This window comes from Lichenicoccus sp. (genome assembly GCF_965277665.1).
In the GTDB taxonomy this organism is placed as follows: domain Bacteria; phylum Pseudomonadota; class Alphaproteobacteria; order Acetobacterales; family Acetobacteraceae; genus Lichenicoccus.
Map to the genome: position 1 here is coordinate 774,638 of NZ_OZ255835.1, position 23,181 is coordinate 797,818.

Below are 23,181 nucleotides of genomic sequence, written 5' to 3' on the forward strand. Positions count from 1 at the left end.
TTCATAGCGACTGCATCGTTCTCGGGTTTTTGAGCACCCTGTTAGCTCAGTCCGGCGGCGGCAGCGGGTCGGCGTCGGCCGCACTCGCCGGCGAGGCGCGCTTCGCCTTGTAGCGGCACCATGCGCGGGCGGCGCAGCGCCAGCATTCCGGTGCCCGCGCGCGACAGACGTAGCGCCCGTGCAGGATGAGCCAGTGGTGCGCCGGGCGCAGCATGGCGGCCGGGATCCGCGCGACCAGCAGGTCCTCGACGGCGCGCGGCGTGGCACCGGGGGCGAGGCCGGTGCGGTTGCCGATGCGGAAGATGTGCGTGTCCACCGCCATCGTGCTGTGCCCGAAGGCGACGTTCAGCACCACGTTGGCGGTCTTGCGGCCGACTCCGGGCAACGCCTCGAGCGCTTGCCGATCGTCGGGCACCGCGCCGCCATGCGTCTCCAGCAGCGTCCGGCTCAGCGCCAGCACGTTGCGCGCCTTGGCCCGCCACAGCCCGATGGTGCGGATATGGGCGGCAATCCCGGCCTCGCCGAGCGCTGCCATCGCCGCCGGGTCGGGGGCATCCGCGAACAACCGCACGGTCGCCTTGTTGACCGAGGCGTCGGTCGCCTGCGCCGACAGCACGACCGCGACCAGCAGGGTGAACGGATCGGTGTAGGTGAGCTCGCTTTCGGCGTTCGGGTTGGCCAGCGCCAGCGCCTCGACGAAGTGCCGCGCATCGGCCCGCGGCATCGGACGCCCGATCCTGGGTTTTGCAGGCTTGCGCGACGCGGCCGCAAGCTTCGTGATCGGCGTGGCCATGTTTGTCCTGCTGGCGTGTCGCCTGCTCTATGGCGGCGCAAGAGCCATGGTTCCATGCTGGCGGCATGGGCTGCAGCGAGAACACCCGCGAAGAGCGCCTCGGCGCGATGCCGGACCGTCTGCCCGACGACGAGGCGCTGTGGGGTCCGGTGCTGTTCGAGGCCCGCATGACGCCGAATTCCAGCCTGTCCGCGCAAGCGCGGACGGTCGTGATCCTGCTGCTGACCGGGGCCAGCGTTGCCATCGGCACCTTGTTCTGGGTGCTCGGCGCCTGGCCGGTCCCGGGCTTCTGCGGTCTCGAGGTGCTGCTGGCCTGCATGCTGCTGTATCGCAACGCGCGTGACCTGCGTCGCGCCGAGTGGATCGAGCTGCGCGAGCAGAGCCTCCTTCTGACCCGCATCGACTCGAACCAAGGCAAGCTGGAGCGCCGGCTGTCGCCGTACTGGCTGCGTGTGGACCTGCATGACCGCCCCGGCTCGATCGTGCGCGTGCGCCTGCACGGACACGGCGTGCAGGAGGAGATCGGGCGGTTTCTGGACGAGGTCGGGCGCCGGGTTTTAGCGCAGGAACTGAGGGTTGCGCTGCATTCCTGCCGTAATCCGCGCTATGAGAACTTCCCGGATTAAATCGGTATAATAACAGCAACTTAGGGGCCGAATTGTCTTTACGGAGCCGAACCATAACTGTAAATACTCGTGACATTCCCCGCGCCTATGCGGGGGATCCCAAGGCTATGCTCCCATGTCCGGTTTGCAGCCCAATGCCGTCCTGGTCCTGGCCGTCTCGCTGAGCGGCCTGCTCTGCCTCACCGGCTATCTGTTCGCCTTCGCCTCGATACGCCGCCTCGCCGAGGACCTGCTGCGCCCGACCGTCGGGCTCGGCGATCTCGTCAAGCCGATCGCCGGCGGCATGCTGCTCGGCCTGGTCCTGCTCATCGTGCGGCTCGGCGACGTGCCGCAGCACGCGCCGCGGAGCGCCACCGTGCTGTCGGTGCTGGTCGCGGTGGCGCTCGCCGGGGCCTGCATCGGCGCCTGGAACGCGCGGCCGCGTCGGGGCCGCGCGCCGCTCGACCAGGCGGAGCTGGTGCGCCGCCTGTGCGTCGCCGGCGACACCCACGAGGACGCGACCGCGCGGGTCTCGGTGCGCCTCGCGCTGGCCGCCGGTTTCGATCCCGCGCAGGCGTCGGATCTGCTTGTGGCGGCGACGCTGCACGATGTCGGCAAGGTCGGACTGCCCGCGTCCCTGCTCTGCAAGCCGGCCGAGCTCGACGTGGACGAGCGCCGCCTGGTGCAGAGCCACACCAGGATCGGCCATCGCATGCTGGCGCGCAGCGGCGAGCCGATGCTCGACCTTGCGGCCAGCATCGCGCTGCACCATCACGAGCGCTGGGACGGCACCGGCTACCCGATGGGTCTCGCGGGCGACAGCATTCCGCTGACCAGCCGGGTGGTGGCGATCGCCGAAGCCTTCGACATGCTGCTCAGCGAGCGCTGCTACAAGGCGGCCTGGCAGCTGGAGGAGGTCGGCGGCTTCCTCGAGGCTCACGCCGGGACGCAGTTCGACCCGGCCCTGATGCAGCTGTTCTTGGCCGACCTGCCCGGCATGATCACGGCGCGCGACAGTGCCACGGCGCCCGGCGAGCGCGTTCTCGAAGAGCGCCTGTCCGAGCGGGAGCTGGAGACCGCGCCGCTGTTCGCCTGGGGCAGCACCGCCAGCATCATCCCGGTGTCCGAAGCGGCCCCCGGCCTGATCCACCTGCCCATCTGAGCCCGTCCGATAATGCTACTACGCTGGCGATCCGACGCGGCCTGCTGCGCTTCCGGTGCTCACGGCCGAAAAGGCCGCTCCGCTCCGGTTCTCGCAGGCCACGCCGGGCGTGCCGCGAGGCGGCACTCTCGCTCAGCGTAGCGCATTCTCGGACGGGCTCTGCGAGTACGCTGGCGATCCCCCACTTTTCAAGGTTGGGCGCCTTTCTGCGCTTCCGGTGCTCACGGCCGAAAAGGCCGGTCCGCTCCGGTTCTCGCAGGCCACGCCGGGCGTGCCGCGAGGCGGCACTCTCACTCAGCGTAGCGCATTCTCGGACGGGCTCTGCGAATACGCTGGCGATCCCCCACTTTTCAAGGTTGGGCGCCTTTCTGCGCTTCCGGTGCTCACGGCCGAAAAGGCCGCTCCGCTCCGGTTCTCGCAGGCCACGCCGGGCGTGCCGCGAAGCGGCACTCTTGCTCAGCGTAGCGCATTCTCGGACGGGCTTTGAGGACGACGGCCCGACGCCCTTGGCCGGCCGGCCGGGTTTCCTGTAGAAACCCTGGCCCCTCTCTCAGGCCAGGGACCGGCGGCTGATCCGCGGTTCGGGACGGACCGCATTGACCACGACGACCCCATCCTCGCGTCGTGCGCGGAGCAGCAGCTTCGGCGCGGTGCTCGGCTTCCTGTTCGCGCGCTGGCGCCGGCATCCGCGCATGCTGGCGACCGTGGCGTTCGGCATGACTCTGGCGACCGCCACCGACGTGGTGACGCCGGTGCTGGCCGGGCGTCTCGTCGATGTGGTGACGCATGGGGCGGGCCAGCATCGCGGGCAGGACCTGCGCGCGGCGCTGCTGCTGCTGGGTGGCCTCAGCGTCCTCGGCTGCATCGCCGTCCTCGGGCGACGCCTGGGCTATGTCGGCATCACCCGCCTGACCCTGCGCGTCATGAGCGAGGTGGCGTCGGACGCCTTCCACCGGGTGCAGCGCTTCTCCACCGACTGGCACGCCAACACCTTCGCCGGCTCCACCGTGCGTCGCCTGACCCGCGGCATGTGGGCGATCGACACGCTCGACGACACGCTGCTGCTGCTGCTGCTGCCGGAACTGGTGGTGCTGGTCGGCACCACCCTGGTGCTGGCGCTGCGCTGGCCGCTGATGGGTCTGCTGCTTGGCGTCTGCGCGCTGCTGTTCGCCCTGCTCTCCTGCCTGATGACGCTGCGCTACGTGGCGCCGACCGCGAGTGTCTCGAACCGCTGGGACACCCGCATGGGGGCGGCGCTGGCCGATGCCGTCACCTGCAATGCGGTGGTCAAGGCATTCGGCGCCGAGAGCCGCGAGGATGCCAGGCTGGCGCGCGTGCTGCGCCGCTGGTCCGGCCGCACCGCGCGCACCTGGATACGCGGCACCAACAGCGGCAACCTCCAGGGGCTCTGCCTGCTGGGCTTACGCATCGTCATGGTCGGCGCCGCCCTGCTGCTGTGGCAGCGCGGCGACGCCGGCCCCGGCGACATCGCCTACGTGCTGACCCTGGTGTTCCTGGTGCAGGGCTACCTGCGCGACATCGGCCAGCAGGTCAGCCAGATGCAGCGCGCGGTCAACGAGATGGAGGAGCTGGTCGCGCTGTTTGCCCAGCCCGCCTCCGTGCGCGACCAGCCGGGTGCGGCGCCGATCCTCATCGGGCGTGGCGCGATCCGCTTCGCGCATGTCTGGTTCCATTACGGCAGCCACGCGACGGGGTTGTTCGAGGACCTGTCGCTGGAGATCCCGGCCGGCACCCGCCTTGGCCTGGTCGGGCCGTCAGGGTCCGGCAAGACCACGCTGACCAAGCTGCTGCAGCGGCTGTACGACGTGCAGCAGGGCCGCATCCTGATCGACGGCCAGGATATCGCCGGCGTGCAGCAGGAGAGCCTGCGTGCGCAGATCGCCATCGTGCCGCAGGAGCCGGTGCTGTTCCATCGCTCGCTGGCCGAGAACATCTCGTACGGGCGGCCGGGGGCGAGCGATGCCGAGATCGCCCGGGCGGCGCTGCTCGCCAATGCGGACGGCTTCATCGCGAAGCTGCCGGACGGCTATGCGACCCTGGTCGGCGAGCGTGGCGTCAAGCTCTCGGGGGGCGAGCGCCAGCGCATCGCGATCGCGCGCGCCTTCCTCGCCGACAGCCGGGTGCTGATCCTGGACGAGGCGACCTCGAGTCTCGACAGCGACACCGAGGCGCTGGTGCAGGACGCGATGCAGCGCCTGATGCAGGGCCGCACGGTGATCGTGATCGCGCACCGGCTGTCGACGGTGGTGTCGCTCGACCGCATCCTGGTGTTCGCGAACGGCCGCATCCTCGAAGACGGCAGCCACGCACGGCTGCTGACACGTCCGGACGGGCTGTATCGCCGGCTGTTCGAGCGTCAGGCGCTGGGGCTGGCGGCCGAGTAGGGGCTGGCTTCGGAGCCGATATCGGATCGCCGACGGAAACGTGGCGAGCGCGTGCCTCATGCAGACCGTCGGCCGCGGTCCCGGCGCCACGGACGCATTCCGGCTTCGGACCAGATAGAAGCCGATTGCGTCGTTCGGCAGCCCGGCCGCTTCAGGCAGACGGCAGCCCCGGGATCGGAACGCCGAACGTCTGCAGCAGAAGCACGGCGTTCAGGAACAGGATGATGACAGAGCCGACGATCGCGGCCACGTCGGTGAGCCGGTTATTGGCGAACTCGCCCATGATGGCGCGATTTCGGGTGAACACGACGAGGGCAAGCATGGGGATCGGCAAGGCGAAGGACAGTACGACCTGGCTGATGACGAGCGCGTAGGTCGCGTTCATACCGAAGGCGATCACCAGGAAGGCGGGCACCATGGTGACGAGCCGGCGCACCCAGATCGGGATGCGGAAACCGACGAAGCCCTGCATGATCATCTGCCCGGCCATGGTGCCGACGACCGAACTCGAAATGCCCGACGCCATGAGTGAGACCAGGAACACGCCGGCGGCGCCGATGCCGAGCAGCGGTGTCAGGGTGTGGTAGGCGGTCTGGATCTCCGAGACGTCGCTGTGGCCGGCGTGGAACGCGGCGGAGGCCATCATCACCATCGCCATGTTGACGGCACCGGCCAGGGCAAGGGCGACGATGCATTCGCGGTTCGAGAAGCGCAGCAACATCCGGCGCCCGGGCGTATCGGCGCCCGGCGCGCGGTCCTGTGTCAGGCCCGAGTGCAGGTAGAGGGCGTGCGGCATCACGGTCGCGCCGATGATGCCGACCGAGATCGTCAGCGCCGCAGCGTCGGGCATCTCCGGGATGATCGAGTGCAGGCCGGCCTGACCCCAGGCGACAGGCGCCACGAACATCTCGACGACATAACAAAGACCGATCACAACCACGAGGCCGCCGATGATCATCTCCATGGGCCGGAAGCCGCGCCCCTGGACCATCAGGATGCCGAAGGTGACGGCGCCGGTCGCCACCATGCCGGCCAGGAGCGGCAGGTGGAACAGCAGCGACAGTCCGATCGCGCCACCGAGAAACTCGGCGAGATCGGTGGCCATCGCGGCCACCTCGCTGGCGGCCCACATGGCATAGACCACGGGCGGCGAGAACTGCTCGCGGCAAAGCTCCGCCAGGTTGCGGCCGGTGACGATGCCGAGCTTTGCCGACAAGGCCTGGAACAGCATGGCGATCAGGTTCGCCACGAGCACCACCCAGAGCAGCGTGTAGCCGAAGGCCGCACCAGCCTGGATGTTGGTCGCGAAGTTTCCGGGATCCACGTAGGCGATCGAGGCGATCACCGCCGGTCCCGCGAATAGCAGGGCGGAACGCCCGCCGCTGCGCCGGCCAGCCAGGACGTCCCGAATGGCGGCGTCGGTCCGTTCAGTGAGGGTCTGTCTTGCCGCGAGTTCGCTCATCAATCTCAATCCCGCACTGCAACATAGCTAGTATAGCCGATGCTACACATGTGGCGCCAGGCAAAACCATATGGCTATGGTTCGAGTTTTGTGCCAGGAGCCTCACAAGAGTGCGACGGCGCAATCCTGTGCTAAGCCGCCTAAACTGGATCAAGGCGGAACAAGGGCTGCGGATGCTCGAGCGCGCACAGGCGCAACCACCTCCCGGAACGCCGACCCCGAAGGGATGGGCCAGGTGACCCGGAGCGTCGCCACCGCGCCCGAGGTCATGGCCGACGACATGCCCGAAGAGCCCACGCAGGCGCTGCGCTTCGGCAAGGCCCGCGCTGCCCGCTCTGCCGCCTTGCTGGAAGATTATGTGGAGCTGATCGCCGACCTCCATGCGGCACACGGCGAAGCCCGCGCCAGCGAGATCGCCAAGCGGCTGGGCGTGACCCACCCGACTGCGCTGAAGAGCATCGATCGCCTCAAGCGCGAAGGGCTGGCGACAGCTCGCCCCTATCGCGGCGTTTTCCTGACCGACGCCGGTCTGGAACTGGCTACCCGGGTCCGTGCGAGACACCGGCTCATGGTCGAGCTGTTGCTGGCGGTCGGGGTTCCGGAGGAGGTCGCGGAGGCCGACGCCGAAGGCATGGAGCACCACGCCTCCGCGGCGTCGCTGGAGGCCTTCGCGCATTTCCTGGCTGAACGATCATGACGCCCTCCCGCGCGCCCTGGATCATGCTCTGGCGAACCGGGCGAAGGCGACGGCCAGAATGGCGTAGGTCGCGCGCTTGAAGCCGACCTCCTGCAGCGGCAGCTCCGCGAGCTTCAGCCACTTCCAGGCGTCGAACTCGGGATGCGGATCGCGGTCGAGCCGGATGTCGGCATCCTCGCCCAGGAACCGCAGCGCGAACCAGCGCTGCCGCTGGCCGCGGAACTTGCCGCCTAGGGCGACGCCGAGCAGGCTCGCCGGCAGGTCGTAGGACAGCCAGTCCGGGTGCTCGGCGATGATCTCGGCCCGGTCGGTGCCGACCTCCTCGCGCAGTTCGCGCAGCACCGCCGCGCGCGGGTCCTCGTCGCCGTCGATGCCGCCCTGCGGCAGCTGCCAAACGCCTACGCGTCCTTCGGCATTCGGCAGGTCGGCGCGCCGCGCGACCAGCACCAGCCCGTCACGGTTGAACAGCACCGCGCCGACGTTCGGGCGGTAGGGCAGGGCGGCATAGTCCGGTGCGCTCACTCGTCGCTCCGCCTGGCTTCGACCGCATCCGCCGGCGCCCCCGAGAGGCTGCTGACCGGCACCAAAATCATCCCGCGCGCCGCCAGGCTGCGACTCCACGCGGCGATCCGCGCCACGGTGACAGGATACAGCGGGCCGGCGACCCCGATCGCGTGGCCGTTATGCGACGCGATCTGCTCGAGCTGCAGCAGGCGCGCATCGATCGCGGCGGCATCCTGGGTGTCGTCGAGGCGCAGGTCGGCGTTCGCACCCCAGATGCCGAGCGGCCGGTCGGTGCCCGGACTGGCATTGAGGTAGAACAGGCCCCGCGCCCCGAGACCGTGCGCCACCACGCCGAATGCCGGCAGGCCGGTGAAGCCTTCGCCGGCGAGGCCGGAGAGCGCGTTGGTCACCCCGGCATAGCCCTGCAGCCGCGACAAGGCCCACTCCAGCCGGCGCTGGTTCTGCTGCGCGGCAAGGTCGTCGTTCATCGCCTGCGGTCCCTCGTCGTCGTTCGGGGCGTGCAGCGGCTCCATCGGCAGGGAGAGCAGCAGTTCGTGGCCACGCAGGCGCGCCTCGGCCAGCAGCGGCTCGAGATCCGGCGCATACGGCGACACCGCCAGGCTGACCGCCGCCGGCAGGCTCTCGATGGCGGACGTGCTGTCGGCGGCCGACAGGCCGAGGCCGTCCAGCAGGATGCCGATGCGTGGTGGCGGCGGCAGCGCCCCCTCGGGCGGCGACCAGCCGGCATAGACGACCCGCGCCTGCCGCCCGTCGGCGGCGATGCGCGGGACCGCGGCGCCGTGATAGTCGGGTGCCGGCTCGAGCAGAGCCGGATCAGGTGCGGCGATGGCCGTGCGGGGATGCGGGACCGCCGCCGCGGCATGCGCGGGTTTGGCAATCAACGTCGCGACCAGCACGGGCCGGGCGGCCGCCCGGACCTTGTCGGGCGAAGGCCTGACCGGCCCGAGCCATTGCAGCGTCGCGCCGCCCACGCAAGCGGCCAGCAGCAGCGCCGACCAGAACCCGAGCAGGGCGCGTCCGCTGCGCGATGCAGGAAGCCTCGGCCGCGCCAGCCAGGCCCTGGCCTGGGCCGGGGTCCTGAGGCCGGGGATCCTGAGGATCGGCCGCATCCCGCACCCCGGCCCGGCCGCCGCTTACGGCGTGCCGGCGTGCTGCGTCGGCCGGTCGGTGATCATCGCCTGGATGACCTTGAGCCCCTGCTGCAGCTGGAAGTCGGTGGAGGGCTTGGTGAGGTCGAACTTCGGCCAGTTCGCCGGCGGCTTGTCCGGGATGGTCTTCACGATCTGCGGCAGGTCGCCTCTAGGCGGCGCCTTGGCCTGGCTGCCGCCCTGGTTCTTGATGATGTGGTCGAGGTCGGCCTCGCGCGGCATGAACCGCGACAAGTCCTCGCGATCCTCCTGCACGCTGACATCCGGCGCAATGCCCAGGCCCTGGATCGAGCGCCCGGACGGCGTGTAGTAGCGCGCCGTGGTCAGCCGGATGGCGCCGTTGCCCGGGATCGGGATCACGGTCTGCACCGAGCCCTTGCCGAACGAGCGCTCGCCCAGCGTGATCGAACGCTGGTGGTCCTGCAGCGCGCCGGCGACGATCTCGCTGGCCGAGGCGGACCCCTGGTTGATCAGCACCAGCAGCGGCGCGCCGTCGGTGATGTCGGTGCCGTGCGCGTTCATGCGCTGGCTGTCCTCGGGATGCCGCGCCCGCGTGGAAACCACTTCGCCTGAACTGATGAAATCGTCGCAGACATCGACGGCCTGCTCGAGCAGGCCACCGGGATTGTTGCGCAGGTCGAGGACCAGCCCGGACAGGTGCCCGCCGGCCTGGTGGCTCAGCTTCTCGTAGGCGGCGCGCAGCCCGGGATCGGTCTCCTCGTTGAACTGCGACACCCGGATGTAGCCGACGCGGCCGTAGAGGGCCGACTTGATCACCTGGATGTGGATGATCTCACGCGTCATGGTGACGTCGTACGGCTTGTCGATGCCGGGCCGCTTGATGCCCAGCGTGATCTTCGAGCCGGGCTCGCCGCGCATGCGCTCGACCGCGTCGTTGAGCGAGATGCCGTCCATGCTCTTGGAATTGATCGACAGGATCAGGTCGCCCGATTTCATGCCGGCGCGCGAGGCCGGGGTGCCGTCCATCGGCGAGATCACCTTGACCAGGCCATCCTCGCCGGTGACCTCGAGCCCGAGGCCGCCGAACTCGCCCTTGGTCTGCACCTGCATGTCGGCGAACTGCTTCTCGGTCATGTAGGCGCTGTGCGGGTCGAGCCCGGACAGCATGCCGTTCAGCGAGTTGGTGATCAGGTCGCGATCGGTGACCGGCTCGACATAGTCCGCCCGCACCCGCTCGAACACGTCGCCGAACAGGGTCAGCAGCCGGTAGGTCTCGGCATGGTTCTGCGTCGGGGCCTCGTCGGCCAGCGCTGCCGGCATCAGGCCCCCCGCGGGTATCAGGCTGCCTATGGTCATGCCGAGGCCGTGATGCGTCACCAGCCTCCCGAGATCGGGACCGGCCACGACGCCCGCGAGGAATGCGGACCCGAGCAGCAGGCCAGTGCGCAACTTCATGCGTATCGTCTCCTGATCGCCGCCTGCACCGGCGACACTGCTGCAGCATGCCATAAACCGTGGCGCCGGCGCATCTCCTGGAGATTACACGCAAGAGAGGCAGTGTGAACGTTTCTAGAGCAGCATCGGGCACCTGGGGCCCCTTGCGATGCCAGGGGCTTTGCCCCTGGACCCCATCAAAGGCAAGCCTTTGAAATCCCTTCTTTTAAGAGAGCGGGTCTGGGGCCTCAGGTCCCAGCGGGTCAAGGGCGGAGCCCTTGCTCTTGCTTTTTTCGCAGCCCGTCAGGAGCGGCCGTGCAGGAAGCCGGCCGGATCGATCGCCGCCGCGCCGTGGCGGAGCTGCAGGTAGAGCGTTGGTCGTGTGCGGCTGCCGCTGCCGAAGTCCGGCATGCTGCCGAGGGCGACGCCGCGGGCCAGCTTCTGGCCGACCGCCACGTCGAGCCGCTGCAGGCCGGCCAGCACGAAGCGGTAGCCCTGTCCGCAATCGACGATCAGCATCTGCCCGTACGACCGGAACGGCCCGGCGAAATCGACGCGGCCGTCGCATGGCGCGCTGACCGAGGCGAGCGGCGGCGGGGCATAGCTGACCCCGGTCGCGGGTCCCGCGTCGGTCGGCGCCCCCCACGCCTGCACGATACGCCCGGCCACCGGCGCCGGGCCGCCGGCCCCAGGCGCCAGCCCCGGACCGGCCTCGACGGTGACCGAGGCGGCGCTGTCCCGCGCGCGGCGAGCGGCAATTGGCCGGCGCTGGCGCTCGGCCGCCGCCGCCTCGCGCCGGAACCGCTCGGCGGCCGCCTTTTGCGCCGCATCGATGCTGGCCACCGCGTCCTGCAGGCTGGCGGCCCGCGCGGCGTTGGTCGCGGCCTGCCGGGCCGCGATGTCGGCGGCCTGCGCCGACGCGCGCTGCGCGGCCAGCGCCTGCGCCGCCTGCGCGCTCACGTCGGCGTCGCGCGCCAGCTGCTCGCGACGCAGGCCGGCGAGGTCGGCGTTCTGGCTGCCGAGTGCGTTGCCCAGCCGCACCAGGTCCGCCTGTCCGGCCCGGATCGACGCCGCCTTGCGTTCCAGCTCCGCGCCGAGGCCGCGCAGCACCAGCAGACCGCTCAGCGCGTCGTTCGGCCGGGCCGGTGAGGCGAGCAGGGTCTCGGCGGGATACAGCGACAGCCGCTCGATCAGCGGCAGCAGCGGTGCCAGCGCCGCCGCCTGCTGCGCCAGCGCCGCCTCGAGCTGCCGACGCTGCACGCCCAGCGCGTCGATCCGCGCCTGCGTCTGGACCACCTGCTGTTCGGTCTGCCGCAGCCGTCCCGAGACGTCGCGCGATTGCGCCGACAGGGCGATGGCGCGCGCCTGGTCGGCCTGCGCCTGCCGTGCGGCCGCCTGCTGCAAGGCCTGCGAGGCACGGCGCTCGGTCTCGGCGGCCTTGAGGCGCGCGGTCGCCGCCGCTGCCTGGGCCGCAAGCCGGGTCGCATCCGCGTGATGGGCGTGGCGCCCGTGCCGGGGGGCGGCGGCCAGGACCGGCGCCGCTGCGAGCAGGCAGCCCGCGGTGATGAGGACCCGGCAGCCGCCGGCCGGGGCGATCGGCGTGATCCGGTTCAGGCCGTCGTCGTCTGCGCCGGCGCCAGCAGCGAGTGCCCGGTCATCAGCGCCGGCTGCTCGATCCCCATCAGCGCCAGCAGCGTCGGCGCCAGGTCGGCCAGTCGTCCATCCACCAGCCGTCGCCCGGCCGGCACGCCGGTTGCCACCAGCGGCACCTTGTTCAGCGTGTGGGCGGTGTGCGGGCCGCCGGTCTGCGGATCGCGCATCATCTCGCAATTGCCGTGGTCGGCGGTCGCGAGCAGCACCCCGCCTGCCCCCGCGATGGCCTCCGCGATGCGGCCGAGCCCGGTATCGACGGTCTCCACCGCGCTGATCGCGGCGGTGAGGTCGCCGGTATGGCCGACCATGTCCGGGTTGGCGAAGTTCAGCACGATCAGGTCGTATGCGCCCGAGCCGATCGCCGCGACGGCGCGGTCGGTGAGCTCCGGGGCCGACATCTCCGGCTGCAGGTCGTAGGTGGCGACCTTCGGCGACGGCACCATGATGCGGTCCTCGCCGGCCAGCGCCGCCTCGCGGCCGCCATTGAGGAAGTAGGTCACGTGCGGGTATTTCTCGGTCTCCGCCATGCGGAGCTGCCGCCTCCCGCTGGCCGCGACCACATCGCCGAGCAGGTCGTCCAGGCTCTGCGGCGGGAACAGCACCTCGATCCGGCCGGCGAGGTGGTCGCTGTAGCGGGTCATGCCGACCGCGAGCGCAAAGTCGGGTCGCCGGCTGCGGGGGAAGCCCGCGAACTCCGGGTCGAGCAGGGCATCGTAGAGCTGGCGGATGCGATCGGCGCGGAAGTTGAACGACAGCAGCGCATCGCCGTCTTGCATGCCGGCATAGGCGCCGATCACCGTCGGCGCGACGAACTCGTCGGTGATCTCGCCGGCATAGGCATGCGCCAGCACCGTATCCGGGTCGTCGGCATGCGGGCCGATGCCCGACACAATGGCGTCGTACGCCTTTTGCACCCGCTCCCAGCGCTTGTCGCGGTCCATCGCATAGTAGCGCCCGCAGACGGTGACGATTGGCGCCGAAGCAGGCAGCGCCTCGCGCAGCCTGGCGAGGTCGGCGCGGCCGGAGCGCGGCGGCGTGTCGCGTCCGTCGGTGAAGGCGTGCACGGCGACCGGAATGCCGGCGTCGGTCAGGATGTGCGCGATCGCCGCCGCATGGTCCTGGTGGGCGTGCACGCCGCCCGGGGAGACCAGCCCGAGCAGGTGGCAGGTGCCGCCGCTCTGGCGCAGCGCGGCGACTAGGCGCTGCATGGCGGGGCTGGCGGCGAGGCTGCCATCCGCGATGGCGGCGAACACCCGCGGGAGTTCCTGCATCACCACGCGTCCGGCGCCGATATTCAGGTGGCCGACCTCGGAGTTGCCCATCTGGCCATCCGGAAGCCCGACATCGCGGCCGCAGGTGCGCAGGAAGGCGGTCGGGCCTGTCGCCCAGAGCCGGTCGAACGCCGGCGTGCGTGCCAGTGCGACCGCATTGTTGCTGGCATCCTCGCGCCAGCCGAAACCGTCCAGGATCACCAGCATGACCGGACGGCGTTGCTGTGCTGGCATGGCATGCTCCTGTGCGGCTCGAGGCGGCGAAGCATGCCATCAACCGGGCGGCTTGTCAGGCTGCCGCCCCGGCCGCGATGCGGCTCAGGGATCGTTCGGCCCGGTGCTGCCGCCCGTCGAGGGTGGGTCGCTGGCGGGGAAGGTCTCGTCGACGCCCTCGTCGATCTTCTCTTCCGCATCGATCGGCTCGGGGTCGATCGGGCCGGGGTCGATCTGGTCGGGATTGCTGTTGGTCTCGGACATGCTGCTGGTCTCCCGGATGCCGGCATCATAAGCGGCCGGGACGGGGTGGGTTTCGGCGGCCCCGACCCCATCTCAGGACAACGTCCTGGACAGGAGAACGCGCATGGGCAGCCAGACTGGAGAAGAGATCGGCAAGGCGGGCGAGGAGCTGTTCCGCGAAAAGCTGACCTCCGAGCAGTTCCGCATCCTGCGCGAGCATGGCACCGAGCGCGCCGGCACCAGCCCGCTGAACTACGAGAAGCGCGACGGGCTCTACCACTGCGCCGCCTGCGGCAACGCGTTGTTCAAGTCCGACGCCAAGTACGAGAGCGGCAGCGGCTGGCCCTCCTTCTACGCGCCGATCGAGGGTGCGGTGCAGACCCTGGCCGACAACAGCCTGTTCATGCGACGCATCGAGGTGCAGTGCGCGCAGTGCAAGAGCCATCTGGGCCACGTCTTCCCGGACGGCCCGCAGCCGACCGGCGAGCGCTACTGCATGAACGGGCTGGCACTGGATTTCGATCCGGCCGGCCCATAGTGCAGCAACCCAAACAGACCGGGCCGGTCTGTTTGGGTTAAAACCGCTCTATATCAATGTCCTAGGGCACCTTTTAACCCAGACAAAGCTGCTCGCTTTGTCTGGGTTGGTGCATTAGCCTCTGCCGCATGATCCCATCGGACAGGCTCCCGGGAAAGCTGCTGGTGCTGGATCATCCACTGGTCCGGCACAAGCTGACGCGGCTGCGCCAGGCCGGCACCTCGACCGCCGGCTTCCGGCGGCTGACGCGCGAGATCAGCCTGCTGATGGCGTACGAGGCGACCCGCGACCTGCCGCTCGAGGCGGTCGAGATCGAGACCCCGCTGGAGCGCACCACCGGGCACCTGCTGTCGGGCAAGAAGCTCTGCTTCGTCTCGATCCTGCGCGCCGGCAATGGCATCCTGGACGGCATGCTCGACCTGGTGCCGGCGGCCCGGGTCGGCCATGTCGGGCTGTATCGCGACCATGTCACCCTGGAGCCGGTCGAGTACTACCTCAAGCTGCCCGACGACATGGCCGAGCGGCTCTGCATCGTCGTCGATCCGATGCTGGCCACCGGGCACAGCGCGATCGCCGCCGTCGATCGCCTGAAGTCGGCCGGCGCGCGGCAGATCAGCTTCGTCTGCCTGCTGGCCGCCCCCGAGGGCGTGCAGCGCTTCCATGCCGCGCACCCGGACGTGAAGCTGATCACCGCGGCGATCGACCGCGAACTGGACGCCAACGGCTACATCCGCCCCGGGCTGGGCGATGCCGGCGACCGCCTGTTCGGGACCAAGTAGCCGAAACCACCCCGTGCCGCCTCCGTTGTCTGCCGACAGCAACGGGGAGATTTCCTAATGGCGGACCATGTCTATCGCGTGACCGAACTGGTCGGCTCGTCGGAAACCAGCATCGAGGCCGCCATCCAGGCTGCGATCAGCAAGGCCGCCAACACCGTGCGGCACATGCGCTGGTTCGAGGTCACCGAGACGCGTGGCCATATCGAGAACAACAAGCTCAGCCACTACCAGGTGACGCTCAAGGTCGGCTTCGCGGTCGAGGACGACAACGTCCACCTGGCACCGTAGAGGCTGTTGAAAACACCTGCTGCTGGCGATCCCCCTCTTTTTAAGGATGGGCGCCTTTCTTCCGCTCCGGTGTTCACAGCCGAAAAGGCTGCTTCGCTCCGGTGCTCGGAAAGTCACGCCGGCCGCGACCCCCATGCTTGAAAGTCGGGAGGTCGCTCTCATCCAGCATCAGGCGTCTTGAACAGCCTCCCAGTGTCAAACTCTGCGCACCGTGTAGGTGGTGCGCAGAGCGGTCGCGATCTGCTCGGCATGCTGCGGGTCGCGCGCCTCGACCATGACCTCGAGCTCCGCCGCCTGCACGCTGGGGGCCGCGAACAGCCGCTGGTGCGACACCTCGATGATGTTGCCGCCGATCTCGCCGATGCGCGTGGCGATGTCGGCCAGAACGCCGGGACGGTCCGGGATTTCCATCAGCAGGCGCAGCAGCCGCCCGTCCCGCAGCAGCGAGCGCAGCAGCGTGTTGGCGAGGATGCGGCTGTCGATGTTGCCGCCGCAGATCGGGATGCCGAGGCGTCGGCCGCGGAACCGCTCCGGATAGGTCAGCACGGCTGCAACCGCGGCTGCGCCGGCGCCCTCCGCGACCAGCTTGGCGCTTTCCGCCAGCAGCGTGATGGCGTCCTCCACGGCGCGCTCCGGAACGACCAGCATGCCGTCCACGCGCGCGCGGATCACCTCGAGCGGATGCCGCCCGACCATCATCACGGCGATGCCCTCGGCGATGGTCGAGCCGCCGGCGGAGGCGATCTCGTCGCCAGGATGCTGGCTCAGCGAGGCGTGGCTCTCGACCTGCACGCCGATCACCTCGAGGCCGGGCCGCATGGCGTTCGCCACCGTGGCACAGCCCGAGATCAGGCCGCCGCCGCCCACGGGGATCACCAGGCAGTCGAGCGGTCCAGCGTCCTCCAGCATCTCAAGCCCGAGCGTGCCCTGGCCGGCCATCACCGCCGGATCGTCATAGGGATGCACAAAAACCCGGCCTTCGGTGGCGCACAGGGCGTCCGCATGCGCCATCGCCTCGGTGAAGTCGTTGCCATGCAGCACGACGCGCGCGCCCCACTGGGCCGTGCGCGTCACCTTCGCCGCCGGCGTGAAGCGCGGCATCACGATCACCGCGTCGATGCCGAGCAGGCTCGCATGCCGGGCCACGCCCTGGGCATGGTTGCCGGCCGAGACCGCGATCACCCCGCGGCGGCGCTCATCCGCGGTGAGCAGCGCCAGCTTGTTGGCCGCCCCGCGCTCCTTGAACGAGCCGATCGCCTGCAGGTTGTCGAGCTTGAGGGTGACGTGCGCGCCGGTCGCCCGCGACAGGGCCTCGGAGACGATGGTCGGCGTGCGCAGGATGTTGCCGCCGATCCGTCCCGCGGCCGCGACGACGTCGGCAAGTTCGATCATCAGCCGTAGCTGATGCTCAGGATCTCGTAGCTGCGGTCACCGCCGGGGGCCGGGACCGAGATGCTGTCGCCCTTCTTCTTGCCGATGAGCGACTTGGCCAGCGGCGACGACACCGACAGCAGCCCCGACTTGATGTCGGCCTCATAGACGCCGACGATCTGGTAGGTTGCCTCCTTGTCGGTCTCCTCGTCCACCAGGCTGACATGGGCGCCGAACTTGACGTGGTCGCCGGACAGCGTGTGCGGCTCGATCACCTCGACCGAGGACATGATCTCCTCGAGTTCCTGGATCCGACCCTCGACGAAGGACTGCCGCTCGCGCGCTGCGTGGTATTCGGCATTCTCCGACAGGTCGCCGTGGCTGCGCGCCTCGGCGATGGCGCGGATGATCGACGGGCGCTCCTCGCCCTTCAGGCGCCGCAACTCATCTTCCAGCCGCTGCAGGCCGCGGCCCGTCATCGGAAATTTCTGCAAAGCCGGTCCCCAAGGAATGCGATCTCATCACAGCAGCAACCCCGGGACCGGATCCATCCAGGGTCCCGGTCCCGGCGGCTCCGCCTAGAACGATCCGCGAAAGTAGGACTGAAGCGGCGCGACATCAAGCGGACCCGCCCGCATCGCCGCGATGGCGTGCACCGCGGCCCTCGCACCCGCCGTGGTGGTGTAGTGCGGCACGCCGTGGGTCAGCGCCGAGCGCCTGATGGTGTAGCTGTCGGCCACCGACTGGGCGCCGGAGGCGGTGTTGATCACCATCTGCACCGCGCCGTTGCGGATGGCATCCACGCAGTGCGGGCGTCCTTCGAGCACCTTGTTGACCACCTCGACGGCGATCCCCGCTGCCCGCAGCCGGGTCGCGGTGCCGCGGGTCGCCAGGATCGAGAAGCCCATCTCGGACAGCCGGCGGGCCAGCGGCAAGGCGGTCTGCTTGTCGCCTTCGCGCACCGAGAGGAACACCACGCCCGATTGCGGCAGCTTGACCCCGGCGCCGAGCTGGGACTTCGCGAACGCCCGCTCGAAGCTCGCATCGAGCCCCATCACCTCGCCGGTCGAGCGCATCTCCGGGCCGAGGATGATGTCGACATCGGGGAAGCGGGCGAACGGGAACACCGCCTCCTTGACCGCGACGTGCGGGCTGATCGCGCGGTCGTCGAGCCGGAACTCGCAGAGCTTGGCGCCGGCCATCACCCGCGCGCCGATCTTGGCGACCGGAACCCCGGTCGCCTTGGCGACGAACGGCACCGTGCGCGAGGCGCGCGGATTGACTTCGAGCACGTAGATGTCGTCGCCCTTGATCGCGAACTGCACGTTCATCAGGCCGACGATGCCGAGCTCGCGCGCCATCGCCTCGGTCTGCGCGCGCAGCTCGCTGACGGTGGCCGGCGACAGGGTGTACGGCGGCAGCGAGCAGGCGCTGTCGCCGGAATGGATCCCGGCCTCCTCGATATGCTCCATGACGCCGGCGACATAGACCTCGCTGCCGTCGCAGATGCAGTCGACGTCGGTCTCGATGGCGTCGTTGAGGTAGCGGTCGATCAGGACTGGGCCGTTGGCGACATCGGTGCCGGCAAGCTGCAGGGCCACGCGCATGTAGCGGGCGAGGCCGCTGCGGTCGTGCACGATCTCCATCGCCCGGCCGCCGAGCACATAGGAGGGCCGGATCACCACCGGGTAGCCGATGCGCTCGGCCACCGTCTCGGCTTCGCCTGCCGAGCGCGCGATGCCGTTCTCCGGCTGGCGCAGGCCCAGCTTGTGCAGCATCGCCTGGAACCGCTCGCGATCCTCGGCGCGGTCGATGGCGTCCGCGGGCGTGCCCAGGATCGGGATGCCGGCGCGCTCCAGCGCCTGTGACAGCTTGAGCGGGGTCTGGCCGCCATACTGCACGATGCAGCCGAGCACGGTGCCCACCTGCTGCTCGCGCCGGATCAGCGCGATCACGTCCTCGGCGGTGAGCGGCTCGAAATACAGCCGGTCGGAGGTGTCGTAGTCGGTGCTGACGGTCTCGGGATTGCAGTTGACCATGATGGTCTCGAAGCCGGCCTCGCGCAGCGCGTAGGCGGCGTGCACGCAGCAATAGTCGAACTCGATGCCCTGGCCGATGCGGTTCGGGCCGCCGCCGAGGATGATGATCTTCTGCCGGTCGGTCGGATCGGCCTCGCAGGCGGGCGTGCCGAAGCCGCCCTCGTAGGTGGAATACATGTAGGGGGTAATGGAGGCGAACTCGCCGGCACAGGTGTCGATGCGCTTGTACACGGCATGCACCCCGAGTTGCTGGCGCAAGGCCTGCACCGCCTCGGGGGTCGTGTTCGCGAGCATCGCGAGCCGCTGGTCGGAGAAGCCGAGCGCCTTGAGCCGGCGTAGGCCGGTGGCATCCTTCGGCAGGCCGCCTGCGGCGGTCACCGCGCGTTCGGCGTCGACGATGCGGGCCAGCTCGCGCAGGAACCACGGATCGAAATGGCAGGCCTCGTGGATGTCTTCGACCGACAGCCCGGCCCGCAGCGCCTGGCCTGCCATCAGCAGCCGGTCCGGGCGCGGCGAGGAGAGTGCCGCGCGAAACGCATCGGGACCGCCATCGCCGGGCGGCTCGACCGGATCGAGGCCCGTATAGCCGGTCTCCATCGAGCGCAGGCCCTTCTGCAGGGCTTCCGCGAACGAGCGGCCGATCGACATCGCCTCGCCGACCGACTTCATGCTGGTCGACAGCAGCGCCGGGCTGCCCGGGAACTTCTCGAAGGTGAAGCGCGGGATCTTCACCACCACATAGTCGAGGGTCGGCTCGAAGGCTGCCGGCGTGGTGCCGGTGATGTCGTTGGCGAGCTCGTCCAGCGTGTAGCCGACCGCGAGCTTGGCGGCGATCTTGGCGATCGGAAAGCCGGTCGCCTTGGAGGCCAAAGCGGACGAGCGCGACACTCGCGGGTTCATCTCGATCACCACCATGCGGCCGTCGGCGGGGTTGACGCCGAACTGCACGTTGGAGCCGCCGGTATCGACGCCGATCGCGCGCAGGCACGCAATCGAGGCGTCCCGCATGCGCTGGAACTCCTTGTCGGTCAGCGTCAGCGCGGGAGCCACCGTCACGGAATCGCCGGTATGCACCCCCATGGCGTCGATGTTCTCGATCGAGCAGACGATGATGCAGTTGTCGGCGCTGTCGCGCACGACCTCCATCTCGTACTCCTTCCAGCCGAGCACGCTCTCCTCGATCAGCACCTCGGTGGTGGGCGACGCCTCCAGGCCGGTGCCGACGATGTGCTCGAATTCCTCGCGGTTATAGGCGATGCCGCCGCCGGTGCCCCCGAGCGTGAAGGAGGGCCGGATCACCGCGGGCAAGCCCACCGCGGCCAGCGCCTCGCGCGCCTCGGCCATCGAGTGCGCGATCATGCTGCGCGGGCTCTCGATGCCGATCGCGGTCATCGCGTCGCGGAACTTCAGCCGGTCTTCGGCGCGGTCGATCACCGCCGCCTTCGCGCCGATCAGCTCCACGTTGTTTGCAGCGAGAACTCCGCTGGCATCGAGCGCCATCGCGGTGTTGAGCGCGGTCTGGCCACCCATGGTCGGCAGGATCGCGTCCGGACGCTCGCGCAGGATGATGCGCTCGACGAACTCCGGTGTGATCGGCTCCACGTAAGTCGCATCCGCAAGGCCCGGATCGGTCATGATGGTGGCCGGGTTGGAGTTCACCAGGATCACCCGGTAGCCCTCCTCGCGCAGCGCCTTGCAGGCCTGGGCGCCGGAATAGTCGAACTCGCAGGCCTGGCCGATCACGATCGGACCGGCGCCGATGATCATGATCGAGCTGATGTCGGTGCGCTTCGGCATCGGGGAGGGCCTTCAGGAGGTGGAGCGGGGGGTGGCGGGGGGGACAGCCTGGATACGCGCCAGGAACTGCTCGAACAGCGGGACGGTGAAGGCGGTATCACCATGCGCGGGGCTGTAGATCACGCCCTTGCGTATCAGCCCGTCGCGCAGCGGCCCGACCGCCTGCACGCGGGCGCCCAGCCGCTGGGCGATGTTGCCGGACCGGTGGATGCCGGTGCCGCTCGCCGCCATTGCCTGGCAGTAGTCGCGCTCGCGCGGCGTCAGCCGGTCGTAGCGCATGCGGAAGAAGCCGCTGTCGAGCATGGCGATCGCGCGACCGGTTGCGGCCTCGACGTCCGCCAGCTCGATCCGGTTGTCAGAAGCGGCGTTCCAGCTCTGGTAGCCCCATTCCTGTAGAAAATAGGGATAGCCCTCGGTGGTCGCGACGATTGCATCCAGCGCCGCATCGGTGAAGATGACGCCCTCCGCGCGGGCCGGCTCGAGCAGCGCCCGGCGCGCATCGGCCGGCGACAGCGCCCCCACCGCGATGAAGTCGAACAACCGCTCCGCGTAGGATTTCGAGCGACCGCTGAGCGCCACCACCTGCGGCAGCCCGGCGGCGACGAGCACCACCGGCAACGCCTCCTGCATCACCCGGTGCAGGCTCATGATCAGGGCGCTCATGTCGCGCTCCCGCAGGTACTGGATCTCGTCGACGATGAGTGCGATCGCGACCTTGCGCGACGCGGCCGCCCGGCCAAGGGCCACGATCAGCTCGGGCAGGTCGGCTTCCAGGTCGCCGCTGTCGGCGGCGCCCACTTCCGGATCGACATCGAGCTGCAGCTCGGCATCGCCATAGCGCAGCGTCAGGCCGGAGGCGAAACTTTTGAGCACACGCAGGCCGCGCTTGACCTGCTCGCTGAGCGCGTCGAGCCGATCGAGATCGAGCAGCAGGCGGCGCAGGTGCGGCACCAGCAGCAGCGGCAGCGGCTTCTTCTCGTGCGCCTCGATCTGGCAGACCCGGTAGTGCAGGCCTTTCGCGATGTCGCCCACCTTGTTCAGGATCACCGTCTTGCCGACGCCGCGCAGGCCGATGGCGATGAAGCTCTTGGCCGATCGCCCGGCGATGGCACGCTGGAACAGGATCCCGGCCTGTTCGAGCAGGGCCTCGCGGCCGACCAGTTCCGGCGGCGGAGCGCCGGCGCCTGGCGCAAACGGGTTGCGGATCGGGTCCATATAGAGAGTTTATCGTTGTATATCTTCTAGCGTCTATACATTTCTAATCTCCTTCAACCTGTGCCTGGATGCCGGCCATCCATCAGCGCCACGAAGCGCTCGAACAGGTAGAAACTGTCCGAGGGTCCGGGGCTGGCTTCCGGATGGTACTGCACCGAGAAGGCCGGCAGCCGGTCGCTGGCGATGCCCTCGTTGCTGCCGTCGAACAGGCTGAGATGCGTGACCCGCACGTCGCCCGGCAGGCTCCTGTCGTCGACCGCGAAGCCGTGGTTCTGGCTGGTGATCTCGACGCGGCCGGTGGCGAGGTCACGCACCGGCTGGTTGGCGCCGCGATGGCCCTGGTCGAGTTTGTAGGTTCTCGCACCTAGTGCGAGCGCCAGCAGTTGGTGGCCCAGACAGATGCCGAACACCGGCCTGCCGGCATCGAGCACGCCGCGGATCGCCGGCACGGCGTAGGCGGCGCTTGCCTGCGGGTCGCCAGGGCCGTTGGAGAGGAACACGCCGTCCGGGCGATGCGCCAGGATCTCGTTCGCGGTTGCGGTCGCCGGCACCACGATGACCTGGCAGCCGGCGGTGACCAGACAGCGCAGGATGTTGCGCTTGGCGCCGTAATCGACCGCGACCACCCGGTGCTTGCCGGATGGGCGCGTTCCGGGTGCCGCTTCTATGGTCCCGTCGCCCCAGTTCCAGACCCCTTCGCTCCATTCGTAGCTCTGCGTGCAGGACACCTCGCGGGCGAGGTCCATGCCCTCGAGCCCCGGCCAGGCGCGGGCCTGCTCCAGCAGGGCGGCGAGGTCGAACCGCCCGTCTTGCGGGTACGCCAGCACGCCGGTCTGCGGACCCTGCTCGCGTATCCGCACGGTGAGCGCCCTGGTATCGACGCCGCTGATGCCGGGGATGCCGCGCGACCTGAGCCAGCTATCCAGGGTGCGGGTGGCGCGCCAGTTCGACGGCTCGGTGAGGTCCTGCTTCACCACCAGCCCGCGCGCCGCGATGCCGGTCGCCTCCTCGTCCTCTGCGGTGGTGCCGACATTGCCGATATGCGGAAAGGTGAAGGTGATGATCTGCCCGGCAAAGGAGGGATCGGTGAGGGTCTCCTGGTAGCCGGTCATGCCGGTCGAGAAGCAGACCTCGCCGATCCCTCCGGCGCCCGGGCCGGTATGGGCGCCGAAGCCGCGTCCCCACAGCACGCTGCCGTCGGACAGCACCAGGAGCGCGTCGGCACCCTCGGGTGGCGCGTCGGCGGCAGCGGTCGCGTCGGCGGTTGCTGCCTGCACCTGCAGGTCGTCCAGGCCGAGCCCGGTCGCGCGGCTGACTGCGCTCCAGTGCTTCGGCGGGATCGCGCGCGCCTGCCGCCACTTGCGCACCGCCTCGAGTCCGACACCGGTCAACCGCGCCGCGTTCTGCGTACCGCCCAGCCGCTCGATGATGGTCTCGACGCTGATCGCCATGCTGCTTCCCCGGCGGTGGTGACGGAGGCTATGTCCTAACAAGGCAAGCCCGAGGAAGGGAAGCGATGTGGCAGCATGGCTGGGAATTATTTTCCTTGATTTGTGAAACTCGGCCCCTTTTGGGAATAAAG

20 protein-coding genes are annotated in these 23,181 nt (G+C 69.5%); 7 read left to right on the plus strand and 13 right to left on the minus strand.

Annotated elements, in window-relative coordinates:
- Window positions 1-46 precede the first annotated feature (46 nt).
- A complete protein-coding gene (gene nth / locus ACQY4O_RS03490) occupies window positions 47-724 on the minus strand; it encodes an endonuclease III (protein WP_428378091.1) in 678 nt (225 codons plus the stop codon).
- A gap of 134 nt (window positions 725-858) precedes the next feature.
- Between nth and ACQY4O_RS03495 the strand changes: the two genes are divergently transcribed.
- From ACQY4O_RS03495 to ACQY4O_RS03505, 3 genes are all read left to right on the plus strand, one after another.
- On the plus strand, window positions 859-1,419 hold the full coding sequence (locus tag ACQY4O_RS03495) for a DUF2244 domain-containing protein (RefSeq protein ID WP_428374845.1): 561 nt from the start codon (window positions 859-861) through the stop codon (window positions 1,417-1,419).
- Between the two features lie 115 nt (window positions 1,420-1,534).
- A complete protein-coding gene (locus ACQY4O_RS03500) occupies window positions 1,535-2,560 on the plus strand; it encodes an HD-GYP domain-containing protein (RefSeq protein WP_428374846.1) in 1,026 nt (341 codons plus the stop codon).
- A 596-nt stretch (window positions 2,561-3,156) separates the two neighbouring features.
- Entirely contained in the window at window positions 3,157-4,965 is a 1,809-nt protein-coding gene (locus ACQY4O_RS03505; protein ID WP_428374847.1) for an ABC transporter ATP-binding protein, read from the plus strand.
- Between the two features lie 151 nt (window positions 4,966-5,116).
- Here ACQY4O_RS03505 and ACQY4O_RS03510 read toward each other — a convergent pair whose 3' ends face one another.
- Window positions 5,117-6,427 carry an Nramp family divalent metal transporter gene (locus ACQY4O_RS03510; protein ID WP_428374848.1) on the minus strand — a complete coding sequence of 437 codons (1,311 nt, stop codon included), beginning with the start codon at window positions 6,425-6,427 and terminating at the stop codon, window positions 5,117-5,119.
- Between the two features lie 226 nt (window positions 6,428-6,653).
- Here ACQY4O_RS03510 and mntR point away from each other — a divergent pair, with 226 nt between their 5' ends.
- Entirely contained in the window at window positions 6,654-7,124 is a 471-nt protein-coding gene (mntR, locus tag ACQY4O_RS03515; RefSeq protein ID WP_428374849.1) for a manganese-binding transcriptional regulator MntR, read from the plus strand.
- 21 nt (window positions 7,125-7,145) lie between these two features.
- Here the strand turns inward: mntR and ACQY4O_RS03520 are convergent, their stop codons facing one another.
- The 6 genes from ACQY4O_RS03520 to ACQY4O_RS03545 all read right to left on the minus strand — a co-directional run bounded on the left by ACQY4O_RS03520 (window position 7,146) and on the right by ACQY4O_RS03545 (window position 13,593).
- Window positions 7,146-7,646: an RNA pyrophosphohydrolase gene (locus ACQY4O_RS03520; protein WP_428374850.1), complete on the minus strand. Its 501-nt coding sequence runs from the start codon at window positions 7,644-7,646 to the stop codon at window positions 7,146-7,148.
- Window positions 7,643-8,758 (minus strand): divergent polysaccharide deacetylase family protein, encoded by a 1,116-nt coding sequence (locus tag ACQY4O_RS03525; protein WP_428374851.1) that lies wholly within the window; start codon window positions 8,756-8,758, stop codon window positions 7,643-7,645. The genes ACQY4O_RS03520 and ACQY4O_RS03525 overlap by 4 nt, the downstream gene beginning before the upstream one ends.
- A 24-nt stretch (window positions 8,759-8,782) precedes the next feature.
- Complete coding sequence (locus ACQY4O_RS03530; protein ID WP_428374852.1) at window positions 8,783-10,213, minus strand: S41 family peptidase; 1,431 nt, start codon at window positions 10,211-10,213, stop codon at window positions 8,783-8,785.
- Window positions 10,214-10,495: 282 nt separating this feature from the next.
- Complete coding sequence (locus tag ACQY4O_RS03535) at window positions 10,496-11,596, minus strand: murein hydrolase activator EnvC family protein (protein WP_428374853.1); 1,101 nt, start codon at window positions 11,594-11,596, stop codon at window positions 10,496-10,498.
- A 206-nt stretch (window positions 11,597-11,802) separates the two neighbouring features.
- Complete coding sequence (gpmI, locus tag ACQY4O_RS03540) at window positions 11,803-13,350, minus strand: 2,3-bisphosphoglycerate-independent phosphoglycerate mutase (protein ID WP_428374854.1); 1,548 nt, start codon at window positions 13,348-13,350, stop codon at window positions 11,803-11,805.
- Window positions 13,351-13,434: 84 nt separating this feature from the next.
- A complete protein-coding gene (locus tag ACQY4O_RS03545) occupies window positions 13,435-13,593 on the minus strand; it encodes a hypothetical protein (RefSeq protein WP_428374855.1) in 159 nt (52 codons plus the stop codon).
- A gap of 103 nt (window positions 13,594-13,696) precedes the next feature.
- Between ACQY4O_RS03545 and msrB the strand changes: the two genes are divergently transcribed.
- From msrB to ACQY4O_RS03560, 3 genes are all read left to right on the plus strand, one after another.
- Window positions 13,697-14,110: a peptide-methionine (R)-S-oxide reductase MsrB gene (gene msrB, locus ACQY4O_RS03550; RefSeq protein WP_428374856.1), complete on the plus strand. Its 414-nt coding sequence runs from the start codon at window positions 13,697-13,699 to the stop codon at window positions 14,108-14,110.
- Window positions 14,111-14,238: 128 nt separating this feature from the next.
- Window positions 14,239-14,889 (plus strand): uracil phosphoribosyltransferase, encoded by a 651-nt coding sequence (gene upp / locus ACQY4O_RS03555; protein WP_428374857.1) that lies wholly within the window; start codon window positions 14,239-14,241, stop codon window positions 14,887-14,889.
- 57 nt (window positions 14,890-14,946) lie between these two features.
- Window positions 14,947-15,177: a dodecin gene (locus ACQY4O_RS03560; RefSeq protein ID WP_428374858.1), complete on the plus strand. Its 231-nt coding sequence runs from the start codon at window positions 14,947-14,949 to the stop codon at window positions 15,175-15,177.
- A 195-nt stretch (window positions 15,178-15,372) separates the two neighbouring features.
- Here ACQY4O_RS03560 and ACQY4O_RS03565 read toward each other — a convergent pair whose 3' ends face one another.
- The 5 genes from ACQY4O_RS03565 to carA form a co-directional block, all read right to left on the minus strand.
- Window positions 15,373-16,569 carry a threonine ammonia-lyase gene (locus ACQY4O_RS03565; RefSeq protein ID WP_428374859.1) on the minus strand — a complete coding sequence of 399 codons (1,197 nt, stop codon included), beginning with the start codon at window positions 16,567-16,569 and terminating at the stop codon, window positions 15,373-15,375.
- Window positions 16,569-17,042 (minus strand): transcription elongation factor GreA, encoded by a 474-nt coding sequence (gene greA, locus ACQY4O_RS03570; RefSeq protein ID WP_321985739.1) that lies wholly within the window; start codon window positions 17,040-17,042, stop codon window positions 16,569-16,571. Before greA ends, ACQY4O_RS03565 begins: the two co-directional genes overlap by 1 nt.
- An 84-nt stretch (window positions 17,043-17,126) precedes the next feature.
- Window positions 17,127-20,384, minus strand: a complete 3,258-nt coding sequence (gene carB / locus ACQY4O_RS03575) for a carbamoyl-phosphate synthase large subunit (protein WP_428374860.1) — start codon at window positions 20,382-20,384, stop codon at window positions 17,127-17,129.
- Window positions 20,385-20,396: 12 nt separating this feature from the next.
- Entirely contained in the window at window positions 20,397-21,599 is a 1,203-nt protein-coding gene (locus tag ACQY4O_RS03580; protein ID WP_428374861.1) for an AAA family ATPase, read from the minus strand.
- 53 nt (window positions 21,600-21,652) lie between these two features.
- Complete coding sequence (gene carA / locus ACQY4O_RS03585; RefSeq protein ID WP_428374862.1) at window positions 21,653-23,050, minus strand: glutamine-hydrolyzing carbamoyl-phosphate synthase small subunit; 1,398 nt, start codon at window positions 23,048-23,050, stop codon at window positions 21,653-21,655.
- Between the last annotated feature and the right edge of the window lie 131 nt (window positions 23,051-23,181).